Below are 24,173 nucleotides of genomic sequence, written 5' to 3'. Positions count from 1 at the left end.
GCCTGTGCTATTGTAAAACAAATGTGTGATGGTATTTCTGCGTGAAACAAAAATGTTCCACGGGCAAATATAAATTCAATTCCTAAAAAGCAGCCAACTCTTTGCCCTTTTCTTGGAAAGTCCTTTCAAATCAATTTCTCAAAAGGCTGAAATATAGCTGCGGATACTCTCCCCGATATAGAAATTTCTGTTCTGCTACGAACAAAACTATCCGCTTGCGGACACCTTTTCTAATCACAATTTACATAACCTACTGATTATATGTACTTTATTTGTGGCATTTGGATTGTAAAAAGATAGTGGAGTTAATTACTAAACAATAAGACAATTGAAAGGAACTATATCTAGCTTGAAAATTACGTTTATCATCGCAATGGGAATCTTGGCATTTTTTTCGGAGAGCAAGGCCCAAGAACAAACATTCACTTACAAAGAAGCCGTTACGAGGGCACTCGATGAAAACATTACGCTCAAAATCCAAGTCAATGAAATGGATGCGGTAAAAATGGAGAAAGTGCAAAGTCGTGCGCAGTTCGCTCCATCGGCCAGCGCTTTCATGCAGTTCAGAAGACAAAGCGGTAATATTTTCATTCCCCAGCAAGCAGAACTTATCCAAACCACTGCAGATGACTTTTTCCCACAGTTTTCTGCCGACCTCACATTATTCAATGGAATGAGCAATGTGAATAATCTGAAGCGAGCCAACCACCGATTTGAAGCACAGCACCACAATATAAAAAATACTGAGCAAGAAATCATCGCTTTGGTCACAAACCAGTACATGACCGTGTTGCTCGACCAAGAATATGTCAAAATTGCCAAGGAAAATATAGAAGCCCAAGAAACGCTCCTTAATAGGATAAAGGGCTTTGTAGATGCAGGTATCACTTTCGTAGGCGACCAATACAACCAAGAAGCAGAAATAAAAAGCCTTGAGTTGGCGGAAGTTCAAGCCATCAACCAGCTGAAAAATGACAAGGCGGTTTTAGCTAGAATTTTATTGTTAGATCCTCTTTCCGATATAAAAGTAGTTGAGCCAAATTGGACATTAGAAGATCAAATGATCAATGAATACACGCTTGAAAGCTTGTACCAAACGGCTCTTGCAAATAGAGAAGACCTTAAGCAACTAACATCTTTAGAAAAAGCAAACGGGTATTCGGTGAGTATGGCAAAATCGAATCTGATGCCTAGGGTCGCTGCTTTTTTCAACTACGATTCTTATTACAACAGTTCGGCACAAAGAGATGGTGAAGACCTTTCGTTCAATGAGCAAGTGAGAGAAATAAACCCTTCAAAAGCATATGGCGTGACACTCAATATCCCAATATTCAGCCGCTACCAAAACAGGCTGAATATTGCCCAGTCGAAAGTGACCCATAAAAATTCAATGCTGGAAATTGACAGGCTAAAAAACACGATTTATACAGAAGTGCTCACCGCTCTGCAAGATTACGAAGCAGCAATTGCTACCTACGAGGCTTCCGTGGCACAGTTCGATGCCGCAGAACTTAATATGAACACCCAAAAAGAGCGATACAAGCTAGGGAACGCAACTATTGTAGATGTGACCACTGCTACCAACAATTTCATTTCGGCCTCGGTAGACAAGGCTAGTGCTCGTTATACGTTGCTGTTCCAAAAAATCATTTTAGACTACAGAACAGGAACTCTTTCCTATGAAACATTGCCAGGAAAATAATACCTGTAAAGCAAAAGGCTAAACTTATTGGTGACTTGGTTTTTCACCTAAATACTTATTAATTTAGGTGAAATCCAATACTATACCTAATGCTTAAAACAATGAAAAAACTGACTCTATTTTTAGTAGTTACATTGCTTTCCTCAGCTGCTCTTTTGGCTCAAGAAAACAAAAAGCTGAGCAAAAAGGAACGAAAAGCCTTGCGTGAGCAAAAAACCATTGAGAACAAGAAATTAAAAATGGATATCATAAACTCTAAAAAGTTTGTGATTGAAGCACATACAGTTTACGGTAGTCGAGGAATGAGCTACCAGATGTCACCCACCACTAATTTTGTTATGCTCAACGAAGACAAATCGGTGATTCAGCTTTCCTTTATGGGAATTGTAGGCTGGAACGGCGTAGGCGGGATCACGTTAGAAGGAAATACTAGCCGATGGGAAGTGATAGAAGGAAAACCTAACCAGTCCATCACGGTTCGTTTGCGCACCAGCGGTTCAACAGGTTCGGCAACCATGTCGCTGACCATTCCCGCAGAAGGAACTGTAAGGGCATTTATCTCGGGTGACTTTGGGGACAAAATCACATTTGCGGGAGAGCTTGTTCCCCTATCCGAGTCTAGGGTTTTCCAAGGGCAGACTACTTACTAATAAAGAGTTCATGAGTTATTAATTTGCGAAGCTCGGCAAAGCCTGATATTTTCGAAGCTTGATACCAAACAAACCTTATATGGCTCGGAAAATATTAGACATTTTTTTTTACATTTCTTTCTTCCTTCTTACCGTCGCAACCTTTCTTTCTTTCAATTTTTTTGATCATTACATTTGCGATATTTTCTCTCAGTTTCAGGTACAGACCGCATATTTAGCCTTACTTCCTGTTGGTTATTTCTTTTTCAAAAAGAAATATTTGTTGCTCATGCTTAGTTGGGTTTTGCTTTTGTTCAACATCACACCCACAGTGGGTTTATATATTCCAAACCAAGCAGCCGTTGCCGAAACCTCCTTTACCCTCCTCCAAATGAATATTTGGTCGCCTAACCAAGAGATTGAAAAAGTATTGGACGAAATAGAAAGCAAAGATGCAGACATTGTGCTCATTCAGGAAATTGATGCCCAATGGAAGTTAGCACTCCAGCCGCTTGGCGGCAAGTACCCCTATTCAAAAGTGATAGCTAGAGAAGATAAATTTGGTATTGGGGTGTACAGCAAATTGCCATTAGAAAAAAGCGAAATAGCGTATTTTGATTCACTCCGAAACCTGCCCTCCATCGTCATACATTTCCAAGTAGATGGAAGAAATATCACCTTGGTCAACACTCACCCGTGTCCTCCTAAAAGTCCTCAGCACTATCAATCTAGGAATAGTCAGATGAAGGCAATTACCGAATACTTGAACACTCAAAAGGGAAGCAAAATAATTATTGGGGATTTTAACAACACCTCCTTCTCAAAAAATTTCCGTTCATGGAAAAAAACAGCTGGGCTTTACGATTCCCGCAAGGGTTTTGGCTTACAGACCTCATGGCCTTCGGGCTTCTACCCGTTGCGTATAAGCATAGACCATTGCCTTCTCAGCAACGATCTCATCACCCTAAAAAGAGAAATAGGCAATAATATCGGTTCCGATCACCTACCAGTGTTCTTGGAATTGGGAACAAAACCAAGCCTGATCTCTACGAAATAATTGAATATCAACAACTTCTTAAAGCAGATTGTTGTTGATAAGTTACAACATACTTTCATGCATATTTAACATGCTATAAACATCATATTTATAAAACACGAAAAGTACAAAATATTGACAGGGGTCAAAGGGTTAATTACATATAACACTTAACTTTAAACTAGAATTATGACCCCAAGGATTACTATTCTTCTAAGTCTTGTACTAACTTTTTCTCAGTATTTGGCTTTTTCACAGACAAAATGGCTTCAATCAAATGATTTTCCCGGAACAGCTAGATCGGGTGCCGTTTTTGCAGAGGCAAGTGGAAAAGGGTACTATGGAACAGGTTCAGACGGTACCAATTATTTAGCCGACTGGTGGGAATACGACCCACTCACCCTAACATGGACACAAAAAGCCAATTTCCCTGGTGAAAGCCGGCAAAATGCCCTAGCCTTCACCTTGAACGATACGGTTTACGTTGTAACTGGCCAAGGTGACTCTCTTGGAACAAGAGTTTATCACAATGATTTCTACATGTATTTGCCAGCCGAGAATAGCTGGCAACAGCTTTCGGACTTTCCTGGCTCTGGGCGTAGCTTAGCTGTTTCGGCTGTCGCAAATGGAAAGGCGTACATTGGAACAGGTAGAAACAGTAATGATCAGTTGAAAGACTGGTGGGAATATAACCCAACAAATGCTACTTGGGTACAAAAAGCAAATTTAACCGCAGAAAAAAGACAATCTGCCAACGCATTTTCCTTGGACAGCCTTGTGTTTGTAGGTGGAGGACAAAATACGGATGGCGGAACTATGATGACAAATGATTTTTATGCTTATAATCCAGAAGATGATAGTTGGGAAGAAAAATCTTTTGCAGAAAATCATTTGACTAGCCTCAATGCAACAGCTTTTGTACTTGGTGATACGGCCTATGTTTTTGGAGGAAGCACAGGACTAGACTTATGGAAATATCATGCTGGCAGTAATAGCTGGACTGAAGGAGAATCACTTGTAGTTGGCAGTGAAGGTAATAGAACCAATAGCTCTGCACTTGCTTTTGGCAGTTATGCCTTAGTTGTAGGAGGTAATTATTTTAACCTAAGTGGGTTTTCTGACGAGAAAAAAGCTGATGTATGGACTTATTACATCAACCCACCAACCAAACCTAATAAGCCGGGTTACGCTGAAGACAATGAGCTTTATGACCTAGACTACGATTTCATCACCTTTTATTGGTCAGACGAATCGGATAATGAATTAGGATACATTATTGAGCTTCTTGATTACAATAGTTACGATCTAATCTCATTAGACACCATTCCTGCTGACAGTACTTCTTTTACCACTTACAATGTATCGTCAGATACTAAATATACGGCAAGAATCTGGGCTTACAACAATATTGGAGATTCAGACAAAAAATACTATTACCCTACCACTAAAAAATATTTAGAAGAGCCTAGAAAACTAATAGCCAAGTCACTGCAAGGCAACACAGCCAAATTGACCTGGGAAGATTATTCCACAAGAGAAGATGGGTTTGTGGTAGAAATGTCTGTTAACGACACATCAACCTTCACGGTAGTCGACTCTTTGCCTATTAATACCACTAGTTATTTATACGAAGGGCTTTCTGAAGGCAATACTTATTACTTTAGAGTAGCAGCTTATATCCAAGACTCCCTTTTATCTTTATATTCATTAGAATATCCTGGTGTAACCAAGAAAGCCCTAGGAGGTTGGTCGGAAGTTTTCTCTTTTAAGGAAAACAAGTGGATTGACTTTAGACACTCTTTTTCAATTGAGGATAAACTTTACCTCACATCTAAAGAATCTGACCAGCTTTCGGTATTGATGTATGATCTCACTAAAGGTGAATTTTCTGAGAAGAGCTCTTTCCCAAAATTACTCGAGTTAGCTAATGTATTCGTCATTGGTAAAAAAGCCTATTTTATATCAGGTCAAGTATACGAAAACCAAAAAGCTTTCATGTCGCAAGAAGTATATGAATATGATAGCGAACTTGATAAATGGAAACGTTTGAACGACTTTCCAAGTGCAGGGCGAATAAGTGCAACGGCATTTGCTATCAAAAACAAAGGATATATAGTTTGTGGGGATACAGTTGTAAGCACCTCGGGCAATGTACAAACATCTGATTTTTGGGAGTATGATCCTTCAATGGACAAATGGACAGAGAAAAAACCGTTTGTTGGTGGAAATAGAGAAGCGATGGCAACGATAGTTATAGGAGATTCGGTTTTTGTAGGACTTGGACAAAACTACAGTGGAGCTACCATCAGAAACCAGTGGCAGTATTATAAAAAATACAACGACTTATATCTTTACGATCAAGCAAACGATACATGGAAACAAATGGCAGATTTCCCAGGTAACCTGAGCTATTATTCTGTCTCAGGCTCTAACAATTCTAGTGGTCTTTTTGGTGGAGGTGAGGTAACCAATAATGTGCGAGGGGATTTTTGGAAATATCTACCAAACACAAACAAATGGGTGTCTATTCCCTACTTCACTGATGATAGTTATCAGCCTCAAACAAGTTTCCAAACAGATTCTGATTTCTACGTAATAGCCGAGGGCGATTGGAACAGTTATAGCATTTTCAAATTTGACCCATTGCAATTAAGTGATGTTCAAACCTTATCAGCTTCGACAGTTCTTCCAGATAGTGTCGTTCTGAATTGGACTGGTATTGACTCTCGATCAGAACAACTTATTGTACAAGAAGTGTTACCAGACACTGTCATTTCTATAGATACTATTGGCAGTGATAAAAACAGCTATACTTTATATAATTTAGAAGAGAACTCTACCCACCATTATAAATTAGTGCAATTTAATGAGGACAGGACATCCTCAGGAAGCAATACAGCCACGGCAATGATTCCAGGTGCGCCTAATCTATACAAATACGAATTTAATGATACAAAAAAAACAGCTAGGGCAAGTTTTGGCATCCAAAATCAAGAGATGAGCGTTAAAATTGAAATTGCTAACAACTATGGTCCATTTGTTTTTATCGATTCTATATCGAATAATAGTTATTTCTACGATTATTCAATACCAGATTCAGCAGAAGTTACACAAGCAAGGATGGTATCATCAATACAAGGCAATACCTATACATCAGATACGCTAGAACTCACGAAATTTAAAGTACCAACTGATGCAATGGCAACATGGGAAAAGGACAAGACAGAAATATTGGTATCATGGAAGAACAACTCTAGCCTTTCAGAAGGATATAAAGTAACCCTCTACAGAACTAATGACATTGCTTTTGACACTTTATTACCAAAAACAATCAACGAGGTATCCTTTAACCTTGCCCAGATAGGATTTGAACTTACGGAAACCATTGAAATTTCACTGACGTCCTATTATAAAAACAACTCTTCATATTACTATGAAACAGTAGATGAACTCACTAGGATGTTAGCTCCATCAAATATTTCTTTCACTAATATAACCCAAACCGAAACTACGGTAAAATGGCAGGATAATTCAACTCAAGAAAGTGGCTTTAAAATAATTGTTAAGTCAGCTGAAGGAATTGTAGACACCCTTGCCACTGTACCAGCAAATACTGAACAATACACATTTGATGTTAGCGGGTATGAAGAAGACATCGAAATCTCTGTTGTTGCTTTTAACGAAGACGAGAACCAGACAACTGATGCTACCGAACCGATAACCTTAGAAATAGATGAAGGTGTGGTAACTTCAATTAAAGATGAGTTGTTGGCAAATACGGTTGTATACCCAAATCCTGCCAATAGTATTTTCAAAATTGAGCATGGCGAAAGGGATTTACCATTCATAATCAAAAATTCGTCTGCCAGAGAAGTGGCCAGAGGACAAACCCAAAATGGTAAAGCTACGGTGGATGTACAAACATGGCCAGCGGGATTGTACTTTATTGACCTTGAGGGGGCGGTTTTCAAAGTTATTGTTCAGTAAACAATATAATATTTCAACCATTTCAAGCACCTAAACGAGTCCATTCGTTTGGGTGCTTTTTTTATAGCAATTTAGTCATGTAAAATTCATAACCATTCCATAGGGGAATCGTAAGTTTATACCTGTAACATTTTTTTACAATAAATTTAGCGAAACTCTCTCATGAAAAAGTCAGTGTCAACAACTATTAGCGACTTGATTAAAACTGCCATTTTTGTTTTTTCTCTTTCTGCACCATTTTTTACCTCGGCACAAAAAAGTGAGCACCCAGATGCCACCAACTGCGACGAAGATGGTTACTGCTGGGGAGAGAACAGAGATGAAGGCAAAGATAAATTTGCCATTTACTCAGACAGGTTTAGCTGGGGCGAAGAGTATTGGGAATCTGCCGAAGAACCACTCACCTGGCTGATAACAAATATCCCTTACCTTCACGAGTCTCTTTATATCAATGGATACAAGATTTATAATTTCTGCCTTAAAAAGGCTGAAACTCCAGAAAGGAAAACCGAACTGGAAGACAAGGTTTTAATGCTTTTAGACAATCGGTATAAGTACTTCGGAAACTCCGCTAAAGTATTGAGCATTAAAGGAAGCAAAGCCTACCCTTACCTCGTAAATCGTGGCAGCGGATATTACAAAGCCCTTTATGAACTATACACAGGGCTTTACGACCTGCAAGGAACGGAAAGCAAAAGGTATAATCTGCAATATTACATGGCTTCTGTCGCCCTCATGAAGCAGTCAAAAGAGATTGAAGAGGCAGAAGTGTTTGATCATTATGAAAAAATAATGAATGTAATCGATTTTCATATAGAAAGTGAAACAGAGGAAGAAGAAGTGGAGAAATGGAAAGAGGCTGGTAAGAAAGTAGATGAGCTGTTGGTAAAAGTAACCGAGATTAATTGTGAAAAAGTAGATGAGTTTTTTGCTGAAAAAATCCTTGCCCATCCTGAAGATGGAGCACTGAACAAAAGGGCGCTTAAATATTACGCACTTGCCAAATGTTATGACAACCCCAATTTCATTACGGCTGCCAAAGGTGCTTTCAATGCCGAACCTACCGCTGGTATGGCATCGATCATAGCTAGGTCATTTGCCTCTGATAAAAATTACAAAGAAGCAGAGGAATGGTACCAAAAATCGATCAGCCTTGCAAAAGAAGATCCTATAAAAGCGGCAAAATACTATCTCGTATATGCTAAAATACTCTCAAAAAACGGACAATTCACCAAGGCGCGGTCGATGGCTTATGAAGCCGTCTCCCTTGACAAGTCCAAAATTTCGGAAGCGTATACTGTCATAGGTGATATGTACATGCATTCAGGAGAAAGCTGTAAAGAGATGAATCCTGTAAAACAAAGGGCTATTTACCTAGCGGCCTATGATGCCTATGAAAAAGCAGGAAACAGTTCAAAAAAGGCTGCTGCCAAAGAACAATTCCCTTCTATTCAGGACATCTTTACGGCCGGGCTAGAAGAAGGCGCAGAAATAGAAGTTGGCTGCTGGATAGGTGGAACAACTATTTTGAGAAGGAGGTAATTATCTCCCCCTTGATGACATAAAAAAGCCCGCCAAGTAGGCGGGCTTTCCTTTTAGATACGCTTCAAATCAATTTTTAATAATTCTTTTCACAGCAGATTTTTCTCCTCTTTGGATAAGCAAGATAAACGCTCCATTTGAAAATTCACGAAGATCTATTTCTATACTTGTTTCCAAAGCTGTTAGCTTTTTGCCCAACACTTCCTTCCCAGAGCTATCAAATACCTTCACAGCCCCTAGTTCCCTAAATCCTGAATTATCCTGAAGTTTCAGCAAACCCGAAGTTGGGTTGGGATAAAGTATCAATCTTTTTGACAGTTCTTCAGAGATCCCCGTGATCACAAAAGTCTCTGTTTTAGTCCCTTCATAGTTATCATCTACGATAGTGACCTCTACGGTGTAAGAACCGAAAAGCAAAGGAAGCTCGGCAGAATCATTGTAAGTAAGTCTAAAGTCCAATCCGGCAGGGTCGGTAGTTACCGCAACTGACCTTGTCTGTGTCCTGTCAAAAACTTGTTCTAAGTTTGATATTTCAATAGTTGCCTGTGCTTTCTTTATATGCAAACTATCTCTCACTGTAAGTGGATAGAAGTTCTCGTCATTTAAAACAGCCTCAACTCCATATTTACCAGCATTGATTGGCACATCGTTGTAAAACATTTGAACAATTAAATTTGCAGGAACAGTCTCAAACGATATTTGCTTTAAAGTACCATCATATACCTGTTCTAAATCAGAAAGGACTATTTGTCCTGTTCCTTTTGTGATTTCTAAAGAATCTGAAACAGGATCAGCCTCATAAAAGTCGCTCACTAAACTAGCAATAACTCCATATTTACCTATTTCAGTAGGCTCAGCAGAGCTACCATTGTAAGTTACATCTACCACTAACCCAGTGGGGACAGTTCTAGCTGCTGCCTTCCTTGAAGCACCAGTATAAGGCTGAGCTAGACTATCAAGCACGATTACAGCAGGAGACTTAGAGATCATAAAACTTCTTTCCACAGGTTCGGCAGAATAGTAATTGACATTACCCGCTTGAGATGCTTTAATTGTCACTTCACCCACACCTAAAATCGTCACTGTATCATTACTGACACCCGCTAAATCTAAACCTGAAAGTACTTCAAACTTGACAGGAAGACCTGAGCTTGCTGTGGCTATTAACTTAAAAAAGTTATCAGTAAAAGTTTTATCAGGAATTTCTTCAAAATCAATCGTTTGTTGGTAGACCGAGGTATCAATCACGTTTACATCTAGTGAAGTTAGTGTAAGAACAGACGCTCCACTATTTGTCACTTTACAAGTATATGTAGCATTTTCAATCTTGCCTTCTCCTGTCAAGGTGAGCGTATCAGAAGTAGTTGTTTTGATCAATAAGTCATCTTTGTACCACTTATATTCATTACCAACTACACCCGAATCAATTCCTAATACAATCAGAAAATCATCCGTTTTATTTAAAGTAGTATCTATTTCTTCACCAACAGGAAGCTGAGGCGAATAAGTGTGCTCACTAATACCAATATTGGGCAAGATATCCTCGAATGTAAAATAGTTATTCTCATAATTGAGGCTTGCCATTTTTGCACTACCGGATAAATCCACCATTTCATTGAACTGATTTTCTTCTAGTTTGAATGTCGCTAGCTTTTCCAATGTAGCAATGGTATCAGGCACAGAGCCGGTGAAACGATTGGAACCTAGGTATAATTCTTCAAGTTCAGTTAAGCTCCCTATAGAAAGAGGTATTTCACCATAGAAGTCATTTCTCGAAAAACTCAATTTCACTAACTTAGAAAGTTGTCCAATTTCTGTTGAAATGGTGTCTGACAAACTGTTACCTGCAAAAGTCAACTCTTCCAGATTTGCCAAAGACCAAAGCTCAGGGGGCAACTTTCCTTCAAGTTTGTTATTGGCAATGTATAGCTTTTTTAAATTAATGGCGTTCCCCAGCAAAGGGGGAATAGTTCCGCTAAGCTCGTTATTTGATAACGACAAAGTACGCAGGCTATCTATCTCACCGAAATATGCAGGCAATTCTCCCTCTACCTTATTATTAGCAATAGAGAAATAACTCAAAGACTTCCATTTATCTAGACTGTCTGGAAGCTCCCCATATAGCTCATTATTAAAGACCGCAAAGGAGTCCAACTTCCCTAAGAATTTTAAGGTGTTGGGCAATTTGCCATTTAATTCATTTTCAGATAAATCAATTTTCCTAACCCTTCCATCTTCATTCGTTTCTATACCATACCAATTGCTTAATGCCTCAGAACTAAGCCAACTTGAATTATCTTCCCAATTACCCCCGTCAGTTCTTTTATAAAGTTCGACCAATACTAATGAATCAAGCTCCATAGAAGGAGAAACAGGGTTGATCGATAAGTCCCAAGCAAAACCTGTAGTATCTGCAGCATTATCCCACATAAAGAAAAGCTCTTCCCCGGCACTCACCAAAAAGCTAACATCCGTTTGCTCTCCGTCTTCATCATCTCCAGAATAAATGAGATTCCCACCGCAGGCAGCAAAAATGGAAACCTTTGTGTCTTTTGTAGTACTACCCGAAGTGCTTAAGTTCAACAAGCCATCTTGAGTTGGAGTAAACGTATACCAATATGGTGTACGAGGAGCTAAATTGGTTCCCAATTCCGCAGTATCAGACGCATAACAAATAGACCCTAATGGAGCTTCCGTACCACTAATAATCAAAGAAAAATCTTGTATTCCAGAGGAAAGGCTTCCTTTATGTTTAATTTTGATGGTATAGGTTCCTGGTGTCGGTGCCGATAAATATATTTTCTCTACATTATCTCTAAAATTATCGCCTTTTGTCGCTGCTACAGAAGGGTTGGCAGGATCCAATATGTAAGGCATAAATTCTTGCCCTTCTCCTACCAATCTCATATCCAGATCATTTACGAGCATTAAACTAGATGGATCGAGTTGGCTATTTACCGGAGTTCCAGCCACATCTGTCCAAGCTAAAGTCAGCACAGCAGGAGCCGCTCCTATATCAACTGCTAGCTCAAAGCTATCTGAGTTCAAAAGAGTTTTTTCTAATATCTGATGCCCAATTCCATTATCTCCAATTAATTTAGCTGCTTTACCAATATTCATCAACCCCCATCCAAAGGCATAATCTGGTCCTTCTTCAGCTCCTGCTTCATCAGCAGTGTGGATAATAAGCCCTTTAAGGGTAGCAGATTTCATAAACCGTCCATTCAACTCCTGATAATGCTCCTGTAGCAACAATGCAGATCCTGCCGCACTTGGTGTAGCCATTGAAGTTCCACTAATCTTTTGGTAATCACTATTACCCGTATTCCACGCAGATAAAAGCTCTACCCCATTGGCAACTACATCAGGTTTGATTCTTCCGTCATCCGTTGGACCCCAACTGCTAAAACTGCTCATAACCACATCTTCGGGAGTCGAATAGCTAACTACATCCGCTACAGCACCAATCGTCATAATGTTTTTTGCAACACCGTCAAAGCTTATACAATCATAAGAACCATCTTGTGGGTGATCCCCATTTTCAGGTCCATCTCCCCTATCATTTCCAGCAGATTTGAATATTAAATAATAAGGAGAGTTATAGGCAATCTGATCCCAAGATCGTGCGCCACTAGAATAAAAACCAAATTTCCAATCTTCTTGATCACTAATCCCATCATCGCCATTCCACTTCCAAACCCCATTATCCAAATACCAACCAGCTACTATTCCATAAGAGTGGTTAGAAATCAACAAACCATCGGCACCTTCTGTAGCCATTTCAGAATCATCATTATTCCAATCATATGCTGATAGATTGGCTTCATATGCCATTCCTTTAGCATCAGCATTTATCCCTGCTCCTACCATTGTCCCACCTACATGCGTAGCGTGATAGTCAGTAATAGTCACATTATCCTTTTGCGAAGCTCTCCCACTAAAGGCTTCATGAGATGCGAGTACTGCTCCTGCATCCCACACTCCTATAGTCATCCCATCTCCTGAAAGGTCAAGCCCAAGATCTCCTCCGTCCCACACTCGATCGGTACCTATACTTTTAGCTGCATCTACATTAGTAGTTGCAATATAAATGGGCTTTCCCGATGGAGTCACCCGTAATAGCTCGCCGTAGAAATTATTGTTTCTAATAAAAATTGGGATATCATTCTTTTGGGCAAATTCAACTGCATATTCTTTGTCTTTTGTTGTTTGTTTTTTCAGCTTTTTGCTCAACTTCAACAATACTTTTTTCTTATTTACTTCCTTGACATATTCAAGTGCTTTTGCCTTAGTTGGTACTTGTGCAAGGGAAATAAAGGGCGAAAAAAGCAGTATTAAGTACAGTGCTATTCGTGTTGTAGAGGTTTTCATTTATATATATAAGAATTTAGAAGGTTTTCACGCTGGTCTTTAGTAAGTCCCTTATATGCCTGCTAAGGTTCGTTTGGCATTTCGTATTTTCACCCAAAAAGCGAACGCTATCAACCAAACTCCAAAAATCGAATACCAATAGGCATTTAAAAAAAATATCACATTAACTCTTTTTTAAACTTAAATATGTTCGTTTTAGCATAGTTCTGTTCTTTGAACTATGCTAAAACATTCATAACCCATGTCTGGGAACTAGTCGGCTAATCTCTTTAACAAAGGTCTAACATACCTTATTTCTCAAATTCCAGATGTAAAAGTTTTCAATAGACCTAAGTAATTCTGTCAAAGGCTTGTACCTCATAAGGTTCACCCAAAGCAAAGCGACTTATACAAAAAAAATCGTGGTGAATTAAAATCACTTTTATTAGAAGCTGTTTGGGAATTAAATTCAAAAATTGTTATCGCTTATTTTGGATGTAGAATGAGGTAAAACCTCCGCACATAGCAGCGCTATGTGCGGAGGTTTTAACAAAATTATGCGCCAAAAGAAGCACATAAGAATTTTGAAGATATATTTCCAAACAGATTCTTAAACATGATGCATTTTTTAGATTTCGCCAGTGAAAAAAATGGGATAACAAACTCATAGTAACAAAAGCTGTAAAAAGTATAACCTTTTGACAAACGTTTAAGAGGAATATTTAATAGCTTTAAGAGGTTGTTGAGACCCTCCTCAACAGGGTATTCAGCTTTTTTGTTTTACAACATTTTTTATAACTATCATTCTCTAAACATGAAATTAAGTTTAATAGACGTACTCATCATTTTGGGCTACCTGTCCCTCACGGTCATCATCGGCCTACTAGTCAAGAAAAAAGCCCAAGCAGACAAAAAATCATATCTTCTGGGAGGCAACAACATGCCCTGGCTCATGCTTGGCCTTTCCAATGCTTCGGGTATGTTCGACATTTCTGGTACTATGTGGCTAGTGACCATCCTTTTTGTTTATGGCATAAAAAGTATTTGGATTCCTTGGCTATGGCCCGTTTTCAACCAAATTTTCCTCATGGTATTCTTATCGGCTTGGCTGCGGCGTTCCAAGGTGACCACAGGTGCCGAATGGATCGGGTTTCGCTTTGGTTTTGGAAAATCTGCCAACCTTTCCCACATCATTGTGGTCGTATTTGCCCTCTTGGTGGGCTTAGGCATGCTGGCCTATGGTTTCATTGGTTTAGGTAAATTTGTTCAAGTATTTATCCCTTGGGAAGTTGTATCACCATACGTCCCTTTCACAGTTTCTCCCGAATATGTTCCTCATTTCTATGGAATTGCCTTCACGCTTTTTGCCATTTTCTACTCCCTGCTTGGTGGTATGATGAGTATAGTTTGGGCAGATTTGGTACAATACATCATCATGACCGTTTCGGCACTTGTTATCGGGGTAATTGCGATGAAAGCCATGATGATAGAAGAGCTAGTAGTTCCAGACGGCTGGATGTCACCACTTTTTGGATGGAAATTGGAAATGGACTGGGGCAATATCATTGCCGAGGTAAATGAGAAAATTGACAGCGATGGCTATTCATTCTTTACCCTTATGATGGGCATGATGGTTTTCAAAGGAGTGTTGGCGAGTATGGCAGGCCCTGCTCCTACTTACGACATGCAAAAAATCCTTTCGGCAAAAACACCAAAAGATGCTGCTTTGATGAGTGGATCTGTTTCTTATATCCTTATGCCAGCCCGTTACTTCATGATCGCCGGCTTTGGCGTGTTAGGCTTGCTATATTACGACCAACTCAACCTCTTTGTGGCAGGAAGACTCGATTTCGAACAAATCCTCCCTTCGGCTATTAGCCAATTCGTGCCGGTTGGTTTCTTAGGATTACTATTAGCTGGTTTGTTAGCTGCATTTATGTCCACCTTTGCTGGTACGCTCAATGCAACCCAAGCTTATATTGTAAATGATATTTACCTCAAGTACATCAACCCGAAAGCCCCTGATTCCACCGTCCGTTCAATGAACTACATCTCAGGGCTGATTATGGTGAGTATCAGTATCATCTTAGGCTTTTTCTTGTTAGATGTAAATGACATTCTCCAATGGGTGGTTTCTGGCCTGTTTGGGGCTTATGTAGCGGCCAATGTGCTAAAATGGTACTGGTGGAGGTTCAACGGCAATGGCTTTTTCTGGGGCATGCTCGGAGGTTTGATCCCAGCACTTTCGTTCCGTTATATTTTCCCAGATGTGCTCGACTTATACACCTTCCCACTTATGCTGCTTCTTTCATTTGTAGGATGTATTATAGGTACATACACCGCACCTCCGGTAGATGAAGAAATATTAAAGAAATTTTACAAAAACGTAAGGCCTTGGGGATATTGGAAACCAATCCACAACAAGGTAGTGGCCGAGAATCCGAATTTTAAGGCGAACAAAAATTTCAAAAGAGATATGTTCAATGTGTTTATCGGTATCATCTGGCAGACAGCCTTGGTCGTATTCCCTATCTACATCGTATTGCTCAAATGGTCCTATACCTCTATTGCAATAGCCGTGGTACTTGTCACAAGCTGGATACTAAAAGTAAACTGGTACGACAAACTGGACGAGGAAGATGAATTGACAAACCAAGAAAAAGAGAAATTGGAAAAAGCAGAAGCTTAAAAGCTGAGCGAAGCATGCTGCAAACACTCTATTGCTCCAAACTAATAACCATACTAAATTTTACTATTGAAGATGACAAAAGAAGAATTTGATAAGGAAGTTGCCGAGCTGTTTGCAAAACACGAGGCGCTTATCACCACCCCAAACAAGCCAGTGGAAGATTCTAACGGCGTTTACCAACGCTATGAAAACCCCATAGTTACTGCGGCGCATGCACCCATATTTTGGAAGTATGATCTTGACTACCAAACGAACCCGCACCTTTTGGAGCGCATTGGCATCAATGCAACCATGAACTCTGGGGCTATTTTCCACGAAGGGAAATACCTTTTGGTGGTAAGGGTGGAAGGTTCGGACAGAAAATCGTTTTTTGCCGTAGCAGAAAGCCCAAACGGGATAGATAACTTTAGGTACTGGGACTACCCTGTCACCATGCCAGAAACGGAAGTGCCCGATACCAATGTGTATGACATGCGCCTCACCAAGCACGAGGATGGATGGATTTACGGGTTATTTTGCACCGAAAGAAAAGACCCTGACGCACCTGAGGGAAACACCTCGGCAGCGGTGGCAGCTTGCGGAATTGCCCGCACCAAAGACCTGACAGAATGGGAAAGGCTTCCCGACCTTATCACCTACTCTGGCCAGCAGCGAAACGTGGTGCTCCACCCCGAGTTTGTAGATGGAAAATACGGGATTTATACCCGCCCTCAAGACGGCTTCATCGACACGGGTTCTGGCGGAGGAATTGGCTGGGGCTTGAGCGAAAGCATGGTGAATGCTGAGGTAAAAGACGAGGTAATCATCGACAATAAGGTGTATCACACCATAAAGGAAGTGAAAAACGGCCAAGGCCCAGCTCCTATCAAAACCGAGCATGGTTGGTTACACATGGCCCACGGCGTAAGGAATTGCGCAGCAGGCTTGCGCTATGTCATTTATCTGTTCATGACTTCTTTGGAAGACCCTAGCAAACTGACCTACTCACCTTCTGGCTATTTCATAGCTCCTGAGGGAATTGAACGAGTTGGGGATGTTTCGAACGTGGTATTCACCAACGGCTGGATTGAAAAAGAAAATGGCGAAGTATTGATCTATTATGCTTCTTCCGATACGCGCATGCACGTAGCTACTTCTACGGTGGAAAAACTAGTAGATTACTGCATGAACACACCAGAAGACGGCTTGCGCTCGGCTACTTCGGTTGAAGCGATCAAAGCTTTGGCAGCCAAAAACTTAAAATTGATGGGGAGATAAGCCCTTCCGATTTAATTTGTTTAGCCCTATAAGGTTTTGAAAACCTTATAGGGCTTTTTTCATTATTTCTACTTACTTCCCTCCTTCTACTGCTCTTCCTGCACACTTACCTTCACCGCTTTTCCAGCCGTGTTGGAATAAATACTGTTATCATACATCGCTTCGCACTGGACGGCTGGCAGGTAATATTCCCCAGCAAAGCTCGAATTGAGCATAACTTTAAACACTTTCTTCTGACCAGCTTTTAGGTCGAAATACATGTACACCCGATCATCCCGAATATCGATATACTCAGGCGTATCAACTTTTTTGCCCGGTTCAAAGCTATTGGCAAACAATCTTGTGTTGAATATTTCCCAACCAGATGGGAAGATTTGTGTCAGTGCCATTTCCTTGTAATCTCCTCGCAAGCCCGGATTGGAAACGGTGACTTCGGCAAAGAAATCTTGCCCCTGTGTCAAGTCATCAATTTCAATTTGGTTATCATCTTTGTCATAGTACCTCACCGCCATGTTCAGGTTCTTTTCCGAAGCTTTTTCCTTGCCCTTGGAAGGTGTACCTTCTACGATGACCCTTGCAAACAATACTTGCCCACTGGTGTTGGAAATCTTCAAGTTGTTCGTACCTATTTCTTGGATAGCCAAATCAGTTTGCACTAAGGGAAGCCCCGTAGTCGCTTTTACTTCTTTACCATTGTTGGTAGAAAAGGTAAAGGCCATTTCCCCACTACTATTGTTATCCATGGCAAACTTCGCTACAGCAATGAGGCAGTAAGCAGTAGTTTGCGTGCTGTACCAATTATTTTGCTCACTAAGTCCATTTGATATTGCTTTCAACAAATCCACTCCTTGCTTTCTATCTCCCATTAGGCAAATCGTTTCCAAAATCATGGCTTGATCGCGCAGAGCCGAGCCATAGCTATATGAAAGCTCATTGTACTCTTGAATATCCTTGCTTGCATTTAATACCAAAGCTTTACCAGCTTCGCTTTGCCCTGCCATTAAGTATGCTGCTGCTAACCTCCATTTAGCTTGGAGAGACATACTTTTCATTTCTCTCATCCTGTTCATTGCCCCCATCTCTGGTGCCTTGGCAAGTGCCAAAGTGTACAAACGATACGCTTGGGTAAGATCGGCAGTGTTGCTTTCTGTAGGTATGTTTGTAGACCAATTGCGAGCTAGTTTTCGTTGGAAACGCTTGATTTTATTCAACATTCCCGAAGGAACAGTATAACCTTTTGCACTCGCCTCCAATAGAAAATGATACGCATAGCTTGTTCCCCACTCATCGGAAGTAGCGCGACCTGGCCAATAGCTCAATCCGCCATCTGAGTTTTGGAAAGATTGAATCCGCTCAATAGCCGCCTTAATATTTTCCTCTGTTTTAGCTTGCGTTTCCTTGTTCAACTCCATAATGTTCGCAAGGAACAGTTGAGGGAAAGCCGAAGATGTAGTTTGTTCAATACATCCATGTGGATAATTTAGCAAGTATTTCAAACGTTGCCCCAAGTTGATGGGCGGGATGGTTGAAACTTCCAGTACGGCTTTGTTCGTACCAGTCATACCAAATAAGTTGAAATCTGTCTCCCAACTTTTCCCAGCTTCCACCAGTTCATCCATCACCTTCACCATAGGCGGGTTCGGGTTTCTCAGGTCTACTTCTATACTGTGCCTAGCTACTTTTCCACCGCCTTTCGCCGTGATATTCACTTTAGCAATACCAAGCTTGGCTGCCGTTTTCATCCTAAACTTCAACATCTTCTCTCCAGCTTCGCCAAATCCCACTTGCTGTATAGTGTTTTCAAGGCTTAAAAGCTCATTGGTCTCCACCGTAACTTCTACGTTGCCCACACCGTCTTCCATGGCAAATACATTTACCGGAAGCTCTACTATTTCCTCTGGACCTAATACTCTAGGCAAAGTCCCAAGCACCATCAAGGCTTGTTTCACAGGAGAAGTCGCCTCGGCTGAACCATAAGCACCTTCTTGACCAGCGACTACCATTGCCCGCACAGAGCCTACATACGAAGGCATCTTGATTTCATGGGAATTAGTGTTCCCGGGTTCTAACACAAATGGTCCTTGGTACATTACCACAGGTTTGAAGCGATTCGCCTTTGCATTCTTCGCTTCTCTTCCACTTCCACCACCACCAATGGCGAGCAAGCGTTCAAGTTTCCCTCCAAAAGCACCCATTACTTCATCGTAAATATCCCATGTTTTCACGCCAAGCGCTTCTCTGGCATAGAATTTCTGCCAAGGATCGGGTGTGCCGAAGCGAGTAAGGTCAAGCAAGCCTTCGTCAACTATCGCCAATGTGTAAGTCATGGGCTTGTCGTTGGCTTCCGAAACTTTTACCGTAAAGGTTTGCTCAGGCTCAAGCACTTCCGCCATGTCAATTTCTGGAGTTAGGCGAGTTTCAGGATTTTCCACCATCACCGGTGCAACGCCGTACATCCTGATTGGCAAATCATTTACTGTTTGGGAATGAGGTTGCAACAATGTGATATGGGCGAACACATTCGGAGCCATATCCTCTGTTACTTCAAAGGAAATATCGTTTTGCCCCTTGTTCATTTCTACCCATCTTGCACCCACTACTTTGCTTCCATTTTCTATACTTAGCAAAGCCCTGCCTTGTGCGCTCCCCGTAATGCTTATATGCACTTCCTCACCTACATTGTATTTTGTTTTATCGGTAGAAAAGGATAACATGGTTGCACCGCCTGGCATGTTCTTTTGGGAATCGCCAGCCCAGCCCGGCCAGTCGATGTAAATAACTTTTCCGCTACTGTGCCCCGAAACAGGGTCTTTTGCCCTCACGTAAAACCTTCCCCACTCAGGATAATCTACCCTAAATTGCCATTCCGCTCTCCCATCGGAATTGACCCTACCAGTCATGATTGGGCTGCGACCGTAGCGACCTACGTAACTTGAAAGGTTGTTGTCAGAGTTATCCCACCACCATTTCCAATCTAGCTTGTACAACTCCAGCTGGATGCCATCACGTGCTACTGGCTCGCCATCGCTGTTCACTGTTACGATACTGAGCGTGTGCAGTGTATCGGTAAGCAACATGTTCCTTGATCGGTCACCTTTGGGCGGTAAAATACCCACATAAGTTTCATAAGGTGAGAAAGGAATGGAGAATTGATCGATGCTAAAATTGCCGCTTTCCTCGTACACCCTTCCAGTAAACGTAGCATTCAGCATGCCCGGAGGCTCCGCTTCAGTTTCCAAGGTTGTATTGATGATCGCTTTTCCATCAGCATCCAACCTTCCGCTAAACACCTGCTGCCCTTCCCCATAGAAATACTTTGCCTGATCGTCAAAGGTGTATTCCGAATAGTCTTCAAACTTCGTCGCCATGTTTTTGAGCGAAACAGAAAACTCAGCTTTGAGGTTTGGTGCTTTCGCTCCGTGCAGCCATTTTACCTCTAGCTCACTGTTAAGCTTGTTGTTTTCAGGTGCGATCTTTTCTACCCCAAAGTCCAACTTTATTTTTAACCTATTCGGTTTGATGCTTTCTATTTTGAGCGGCTTGGAAAACGTTGCTCCACCTACTTGCACTATCGCCATCCAGTTGCCCGTGATTGCATCTTCGGCAGTGGAAGTCGAGAAGTTATAAAACCCGTTCACCCCATTGCTGCGGATAATCTTTTGGGTGACTTGCCCAATCGGATTGACCAACTCAAACACCACCGGATGACTTTCGGGAAGCGAGTTTTCATGGTCTTCCAAGATGAAAGCAATATGCAGCGAATCTCCCGGTCTCCACACACCACGCTCTCCGTACATAAAGCCTTTCAACCCTTTCTCCACTTTCTGCCCACCCGTGTTGAAATTGCTGAGGGAAAGCGAAGAGCCGTCATCTAGTCGGAGATAGCCTCGCTGTGCGCCAGATTTGGCTACTAGCAAATAAGGCTTCTTCGTCAGAGGAAGTCGGGCAAAGCCGTTCGCATCCGATTTTGCCGTACCAATAAACTGTTGTTGGTAATTATAAATTTCAACATCTATACCAGCAAGTGGACCAGCTGTTTTTAAGTCTGTTACTACTACCAGCATTTCCCCTTTCTCAGTACCTTTGGCTATTAAGCCTAGGTCAGAAGCCAATATGTTCTTCGCCACTCTCTTGTCCGTACCCATGTAGTAAGAAGGCGAACAAGGATCTTCACGTTCTTGCCAGTTGTAGCCAGCGCCGTAGTAATATCCGTAGTCGTCCCAGTAGCTATCCTCGTCCGAAGAGTCCCAATCACCGTCTTCCTCTTCCGTAAAAGTCAGATCCTCCTCTTCCGTGCTGCCATCGAGGCAATGATACGTAGAATAGGCGCGCTTAAAATCCAACTCTACCCTATAAATAGCTCCTTGCTCAGTCGATATCAACTCATTCAGGTCAAGCGTAAACCGGTTCCACTTACCCAAATCGGTAACGCCCGTAGTATTGAGCGGAACTCTTTTGCGCAAAACAGGCCGACCCACACGCTTCATTTCCCGCTCCCCGCCAAGTTGGTTCACTTGGAAAAACTGGGCAACGTTGTTTTCATATATCTTAAGGATGGTCACATCCACCGCCTTTAGGTTCACCGCCTCAAAAGGGAGGACAAAGCCTTCGGAACTTGGCAACACATTTCCTTTGCCCACAAACCTTAGGGCAGGTTTTACTTGTTCAAATACCGCCTTGACACTAAACTGCTCAGACAATGCATAACCCGAAAGATTTTTGATCCCTTTTTCAATAATCACTTCCTTTTCCCCCGTTTGCCTCACAGCTGGGAATACCCGAAGCTCATTGCCCGTCACCTGATAGCGCAAGCTTTGCAAGCCCTCTATCCGTACCAAACCGTAGAGCTGCATTTTAGAATCGAGCGGGTCGGAAAAGCGTAGGGTAACATACTGGGACGGGTGCTGCACCACTTTGCAGCTCATCACTTTAAAATCGCTGAGCGAAGGCACTTCTATCTCTTCCTTAGATACTAGAGGCACACCTAAGGCATTCCCGTCCAAGTCTAACACAACCCTGCCCTCTTTTTCTGTCCTTGCAATGTCTTCCACTATAAACTGATGCGTCATTCCTGCTGCATCGTGTTTCCATGCTACGGCTAGTTCAGAACCGTTTTGTGTAGCATGCAATAGATTTTCTATCGCTTCTTCTTCTGCCACATCTGCCGTAGTGATGCTGCCCGATAGCTTTTGCCGCTCTTGTTGCCTTAGCTCATAAGCCTCCAAACCATCGAGCTCCAGCTCGTAGTTTTGCGGCACCGTCCTGAACTCGTAGCTGAATGAAGCCTGGTGATCTGGCACATCGACCAATTCCCCAAGCTTAAACTCCAGCTTGTAGGTTTCCCCCGAAGTCAACGGCTCTGAAGGCACAAATTCCAAGGTACGGGCATCTGCCCAAGTAGCCTTTCCCGCTACCGAAGGAGTAAAATCAAATACCCCTGCTTCCAGCTCTTCACCCAACTGGGTAGAGTCAGCATATTGTTCTGCTAACTGGATTTTGATGGTAGAAGTCTTGGAAATCACCCCGGCAGTGTATGCCGAAACATAGGCTTTAAAAGAAGCATCTATAGCCGATCGAATAGGTTTTTCGGCTTGTAAGGACACTTTGAAATACGTAAGTCCTGCAACTATTACTGCAATGACTAAAAAAAATATACCGAATTTCTTAAAAAAGGAGCTTGCGCCAGTGTTGGTTTCAGAGGTCATCTGGATAGGTTTGATTGATTTAGATTCAAATTAAAAAATATACTACTAAGCAGCAATGTAATTCTAATAAAAAAGAATGATTTGGAAGGAATAAAAATGCTGATGTGGGAAGATGTACAAAAATACGAATTCTATTCTTTTGGCAAAAACCGACGACACTAGTTTAGCCCCCAATAACTTCGGAGTGTTCTTTTAAATTTTAAATAGATAAATTTGAGATATGAAATACAAGAAATGGACTTTAGAACAAAAGCTGGAAATCCTATCTGATTCCAAAGGGTTTGGTGTTGTGGAAACCTGCCGTAAATAATGGGGTAAGCACCGGTACTTTTTATAGTTGGAAGAAGAAATTCGAGGTCCAGGGCGAAGCAGGTTTAAAAGATCCCCACCCAAAGGGCGGGGAATTGTGATAACCCCTGTAAGGGGGTAAACTGCCCTTGCCCCCAAAGGAGGCAAAGGAATTCATTGTCCCCGGTTATAAATCTATTTTATTACTTTGTTATTCTTAGCTCTCGTTCTTTTTTTCCTGTTCTTCTTGATACTCCACGTAAAGCCTTATCTTTTCTGGGTCAAGCCCTACCGTATCAACACAATAGCCTGTTGCCCAAAAACGGTTGCCCCAATAGGGGCGTTGCTTCAGCTTCTTGAACTTTGAAAACAACCGTATGGCTGTCCGGCCCTTCAAGATCCCCACCACATCGGAAACCGAATATTTGGGAGGGATATCGATAATCAAGTGAACATGGCCCTTTTGGACGTTCAGCGTATCGATAATACATTTCTTTTGGGAGGCGTACTGCATTATATGCTCTATCGCTGCCCTTTTTATTGCTCCTTCGAGGATTCTATACCTATATTTAGGTGTCCAAACTATATGGTACTTGCAATACCAGATCGAATGTGACAATTTGTGAAAACGGCTCATAATATATTCTTCGGTTGTGGCGACAACTCTTGAATATAATCATTGGGCCGTTTTCTGGCTTAGCCACGCAGAGCGGTTATTAACCACGCTCAAAGAACGTGGATTTCTAAGTTGATATTAAAAATCACCTATAATACCAAAAGCAAAGAACTAAAGGCGGCAGAAGAGGAGAACCGGGTATTGCGCAAGCTCCTTGGTGACAGAGAGATTGAGCTAGAAGTACAACGGGAACTTCTAAAAAAGTTTGGGACATCCGATCCAAGAAAGATTTAGTCAATACTATCTGCCTAAAATATAAGTGTGGTAAACCTAAGATCATAAAGATGGTCGGGATAGCCCAGAGCAGCTACT

At 41.5% G+C, this 24,173-nt stretch carries 11 protein-coding genes; 8 read left to right on the top strand and 3 right to left on the bottom strand.

What is annotated here, in order from left to right; all coding sequences use genetic code 11:
- Nucleotides 1–328: 328 nt before the first annotated feature.
- From R9C00_12345 to R9C00_12325, 5 genes are all read left to right on the top strand, one after another.
- On the top strand, nt 329–1,702 hold the full coding sequence (locus R9C00_12345; GenBank protein WPO38242.1) for a TolC family protein: 1,374 nt from the start codon (nt 329–331) through the stop codon (nt 1,700–1,702).
- Nucleotides 1,703–1,803: 101 nt separating this feature from the next.
- Complete coding sequence (locus tag R9C00_12340) at nt 1,804–2,352, top strand: DUF4251 domain-containing protein (GenBank protein ID WPO38241.1); 549 nt, start codon at nt 1,804–1,806, stop codon at nt 2,350–2,352.
- Between the two features lie 79 nt (nt 2,353–2,431).
- Nucleotides 2,432–3,388 carry an endonuclease/exonuclease/phosphatase family protein gene (locus R9C00_12335; protein ID WPO38240.1) on the top strand — a complete coding sequence of 319 codons (957 nt, stop codon included), beginning with the start codon at nt 2,432–2,434 and terminating at the stop codon, nt 3,386–3,388.
- Between the two features lie 168 nt (nt 3,389–3,556).
- Nucleotides 3,557–7,354 carry a T9SS type A sorting domain-containing protein gene (locus R9C00_12330; protein ID WPO38239.1) on the top strand — a complete coding sequence of 1,266 codons (3,798 nt, stop codon included), beginning with the start codon at nt 3,557–3,559 and terminating at the stop codon, nt 7,352–7,354.
- A gap of 162 nt (nt 7,355–7,516) precedes the next feature.
- Entirely contained in the window at nt 7,517–8,896 is a 1,380-nt protein-coding gene (locus R9C00_12325) for a tetratricopeptide repeat protein (protein ID WPO38238.1), read from the top strand.
- A gap of 69 nt (nt 8,897–8,965) precedes the next feature.
- Here R9C00_12325 and R9C00_12320 read toward each other — a convergent pair whose 3' ends face one another.
- Nucleotides 8,966–13,267 carry an MBG domain-containing protein gene (locus tag R9C00_12320; GenBank protein ID WPO38237.1) on the bottom strand — a complete coding sequence of 1,434 codons (4,302 nt, stop codon included), beginning with the start codon at nt 13,265–13,267 and terminating at the stop codon, nt 8,966–8,968.
- Nucleotides 13,268–14,060: 793 nt separating this feature from the next.
- Between R9C00_12320 and R9C00_12315 the strand changes: the two genes are divergently transcribed.
- Entirely contained in the window at nt 14,061–15,935 is a 1,875-nt protein-coding gene (locus tag R9C00_12315) for a sodium:solute symporter family protein (protein WPO38236.1), read from the top strand.
- Between the two features lie 72 nt (nt 15,936–16,007).
- The gene (locus tag R9C00_12310) at nt 16,008–17,192 is read left to right on the top strand and encodes a glycosidase (protein ID WPO38235.1); all 1,185 of its coding nucleotides are present in this window, start codon (nt 16,008–16,010) and stop codon (nt 17,190–17,192) included.
- An 86-nt stretch (nt 17,193–17,278) separates the two neighbouring features.
- On the opposite strand, the gene R9C00_12305 is transcribed toward R9C00_12310, so the two are convergent.
- Both R9C00_12305 and tnpA read right to left on the bottom strand, forming a co-directional pair.
- Nucleotides 17,279–22,897 carry an MG2 domain-containing protein gene (locus R9C00_12305; GenBank protein ID WPO38234.1) on the bottom strand — a complete coding sequence of 1,873 codons (5,619 nt, stop codon included), beginning with the start codon at nt 22,895–22,897 and terminating at the stop codon, nt 17,279–17,281.
- 505 nt (nt 22,898–23,402) lie between these two features.
- Complete coding sequence (tnpA, locus tag R9C00_12300) at nt 23,403–23,822, bottom strand: IS200/IS605 family transposase (GenBank protein WPO38233.1); 420 nt, start codon at nt 23,820–23,822, stop codon at nt 23,403–23,405.
- Nucleotides 23,823–23,933: 111 nt separating this feature from the next.
- Here tnpA and R9C00_12295 point away from each other — a divergent pair, with 111 nt between their 5' ends.
- Nucleotides 23,934–24,095, top strand: a complete 162-nt coding sequence (locus tag R9C00_12295; GenBank protein WPO38232.1) for a hypothetical protein — start codon at nt 23,934–23,936, stop codon at nt 24,093–24,095.
- Nucleotides 24,096–24,173 lie beyond the last annotated feature (78 nt).

Source organism: Flammeovirgaceae bacterium SG7u.111 (assembly GCA_034044135.1).
Lineage (GTDB): Bacteria > Bacteroidota > Bacteroidia > Cytophagales > Flammeovirgaceae.
This window is presented reverse-complemented; position numbering and strand designations above follow the sequence as displayed.

Excerpts from the sequence above, each read along its gene's own strand:
- R9C00_12305 (WPO38234.1), bottom strand. The coding sequence starts at position 22,897 with ATGACCTCTGAAACCAACACTGGCGCAAGCTCCTTTTTTAAGAAATTC.
- R9C00_12310 (WPO38235.1), top strand. The coding sequence starts at position 16,008 with ATGACAAAAGAAGAATTTGATAAGGAAGTTGCCGAGCTGTTTGCAAAA.
- R9C00_12315 (WPO38236.1), top strand. The coding sequence starts at position 14,061 with ATGAAATTAAGTTTAATAGACGTACTCATCATTTTGGGCTACCTGTCC.
- tnpA (WPO38233.1), bottom strand. The coding sequence starts at position 23,822 with ATGAGCCGTTTTCACAAATTGTCACATTCGATCTGGTATTGCAAGTAC.
- R9C00_12330 (WPO38239.1), top strand. The coding sequence starts at position 3,557 with ATGACCCCAAGGATTACTATTCTTCTAAGTCTTGTACTAACTTTTTCT.
- R9C00_12325 (WPO38238.1), top strand. The coding sequence starts at position 7,517 with ATGAAAAAGTCAGTGTCAACAACTATTAGCGACTTGATTAAAACTGCC.
- R9C00_12320 (WPO38237.1), bottom strand. The coding sequence starts at position 13,267 with ATGAAAACCTCTACAACACGAATAGCACTGTACTTAATACTGCTTTTT.
- R9C00_12335 (WPO38240.1), top strand. The coding sequence starts at position 2,432 with ATGGCTCGGAAAATATTAGACATTTTTTTTTACATTTCTTTCTTCCTT.
- R9C00_12340 (WPO38241.1), top strand. The coding sequence starts at position 1,804 with ATGAAAAAACTGACTCTATTTTTAGTAGTTACATTGCTTTCCTCAGCT.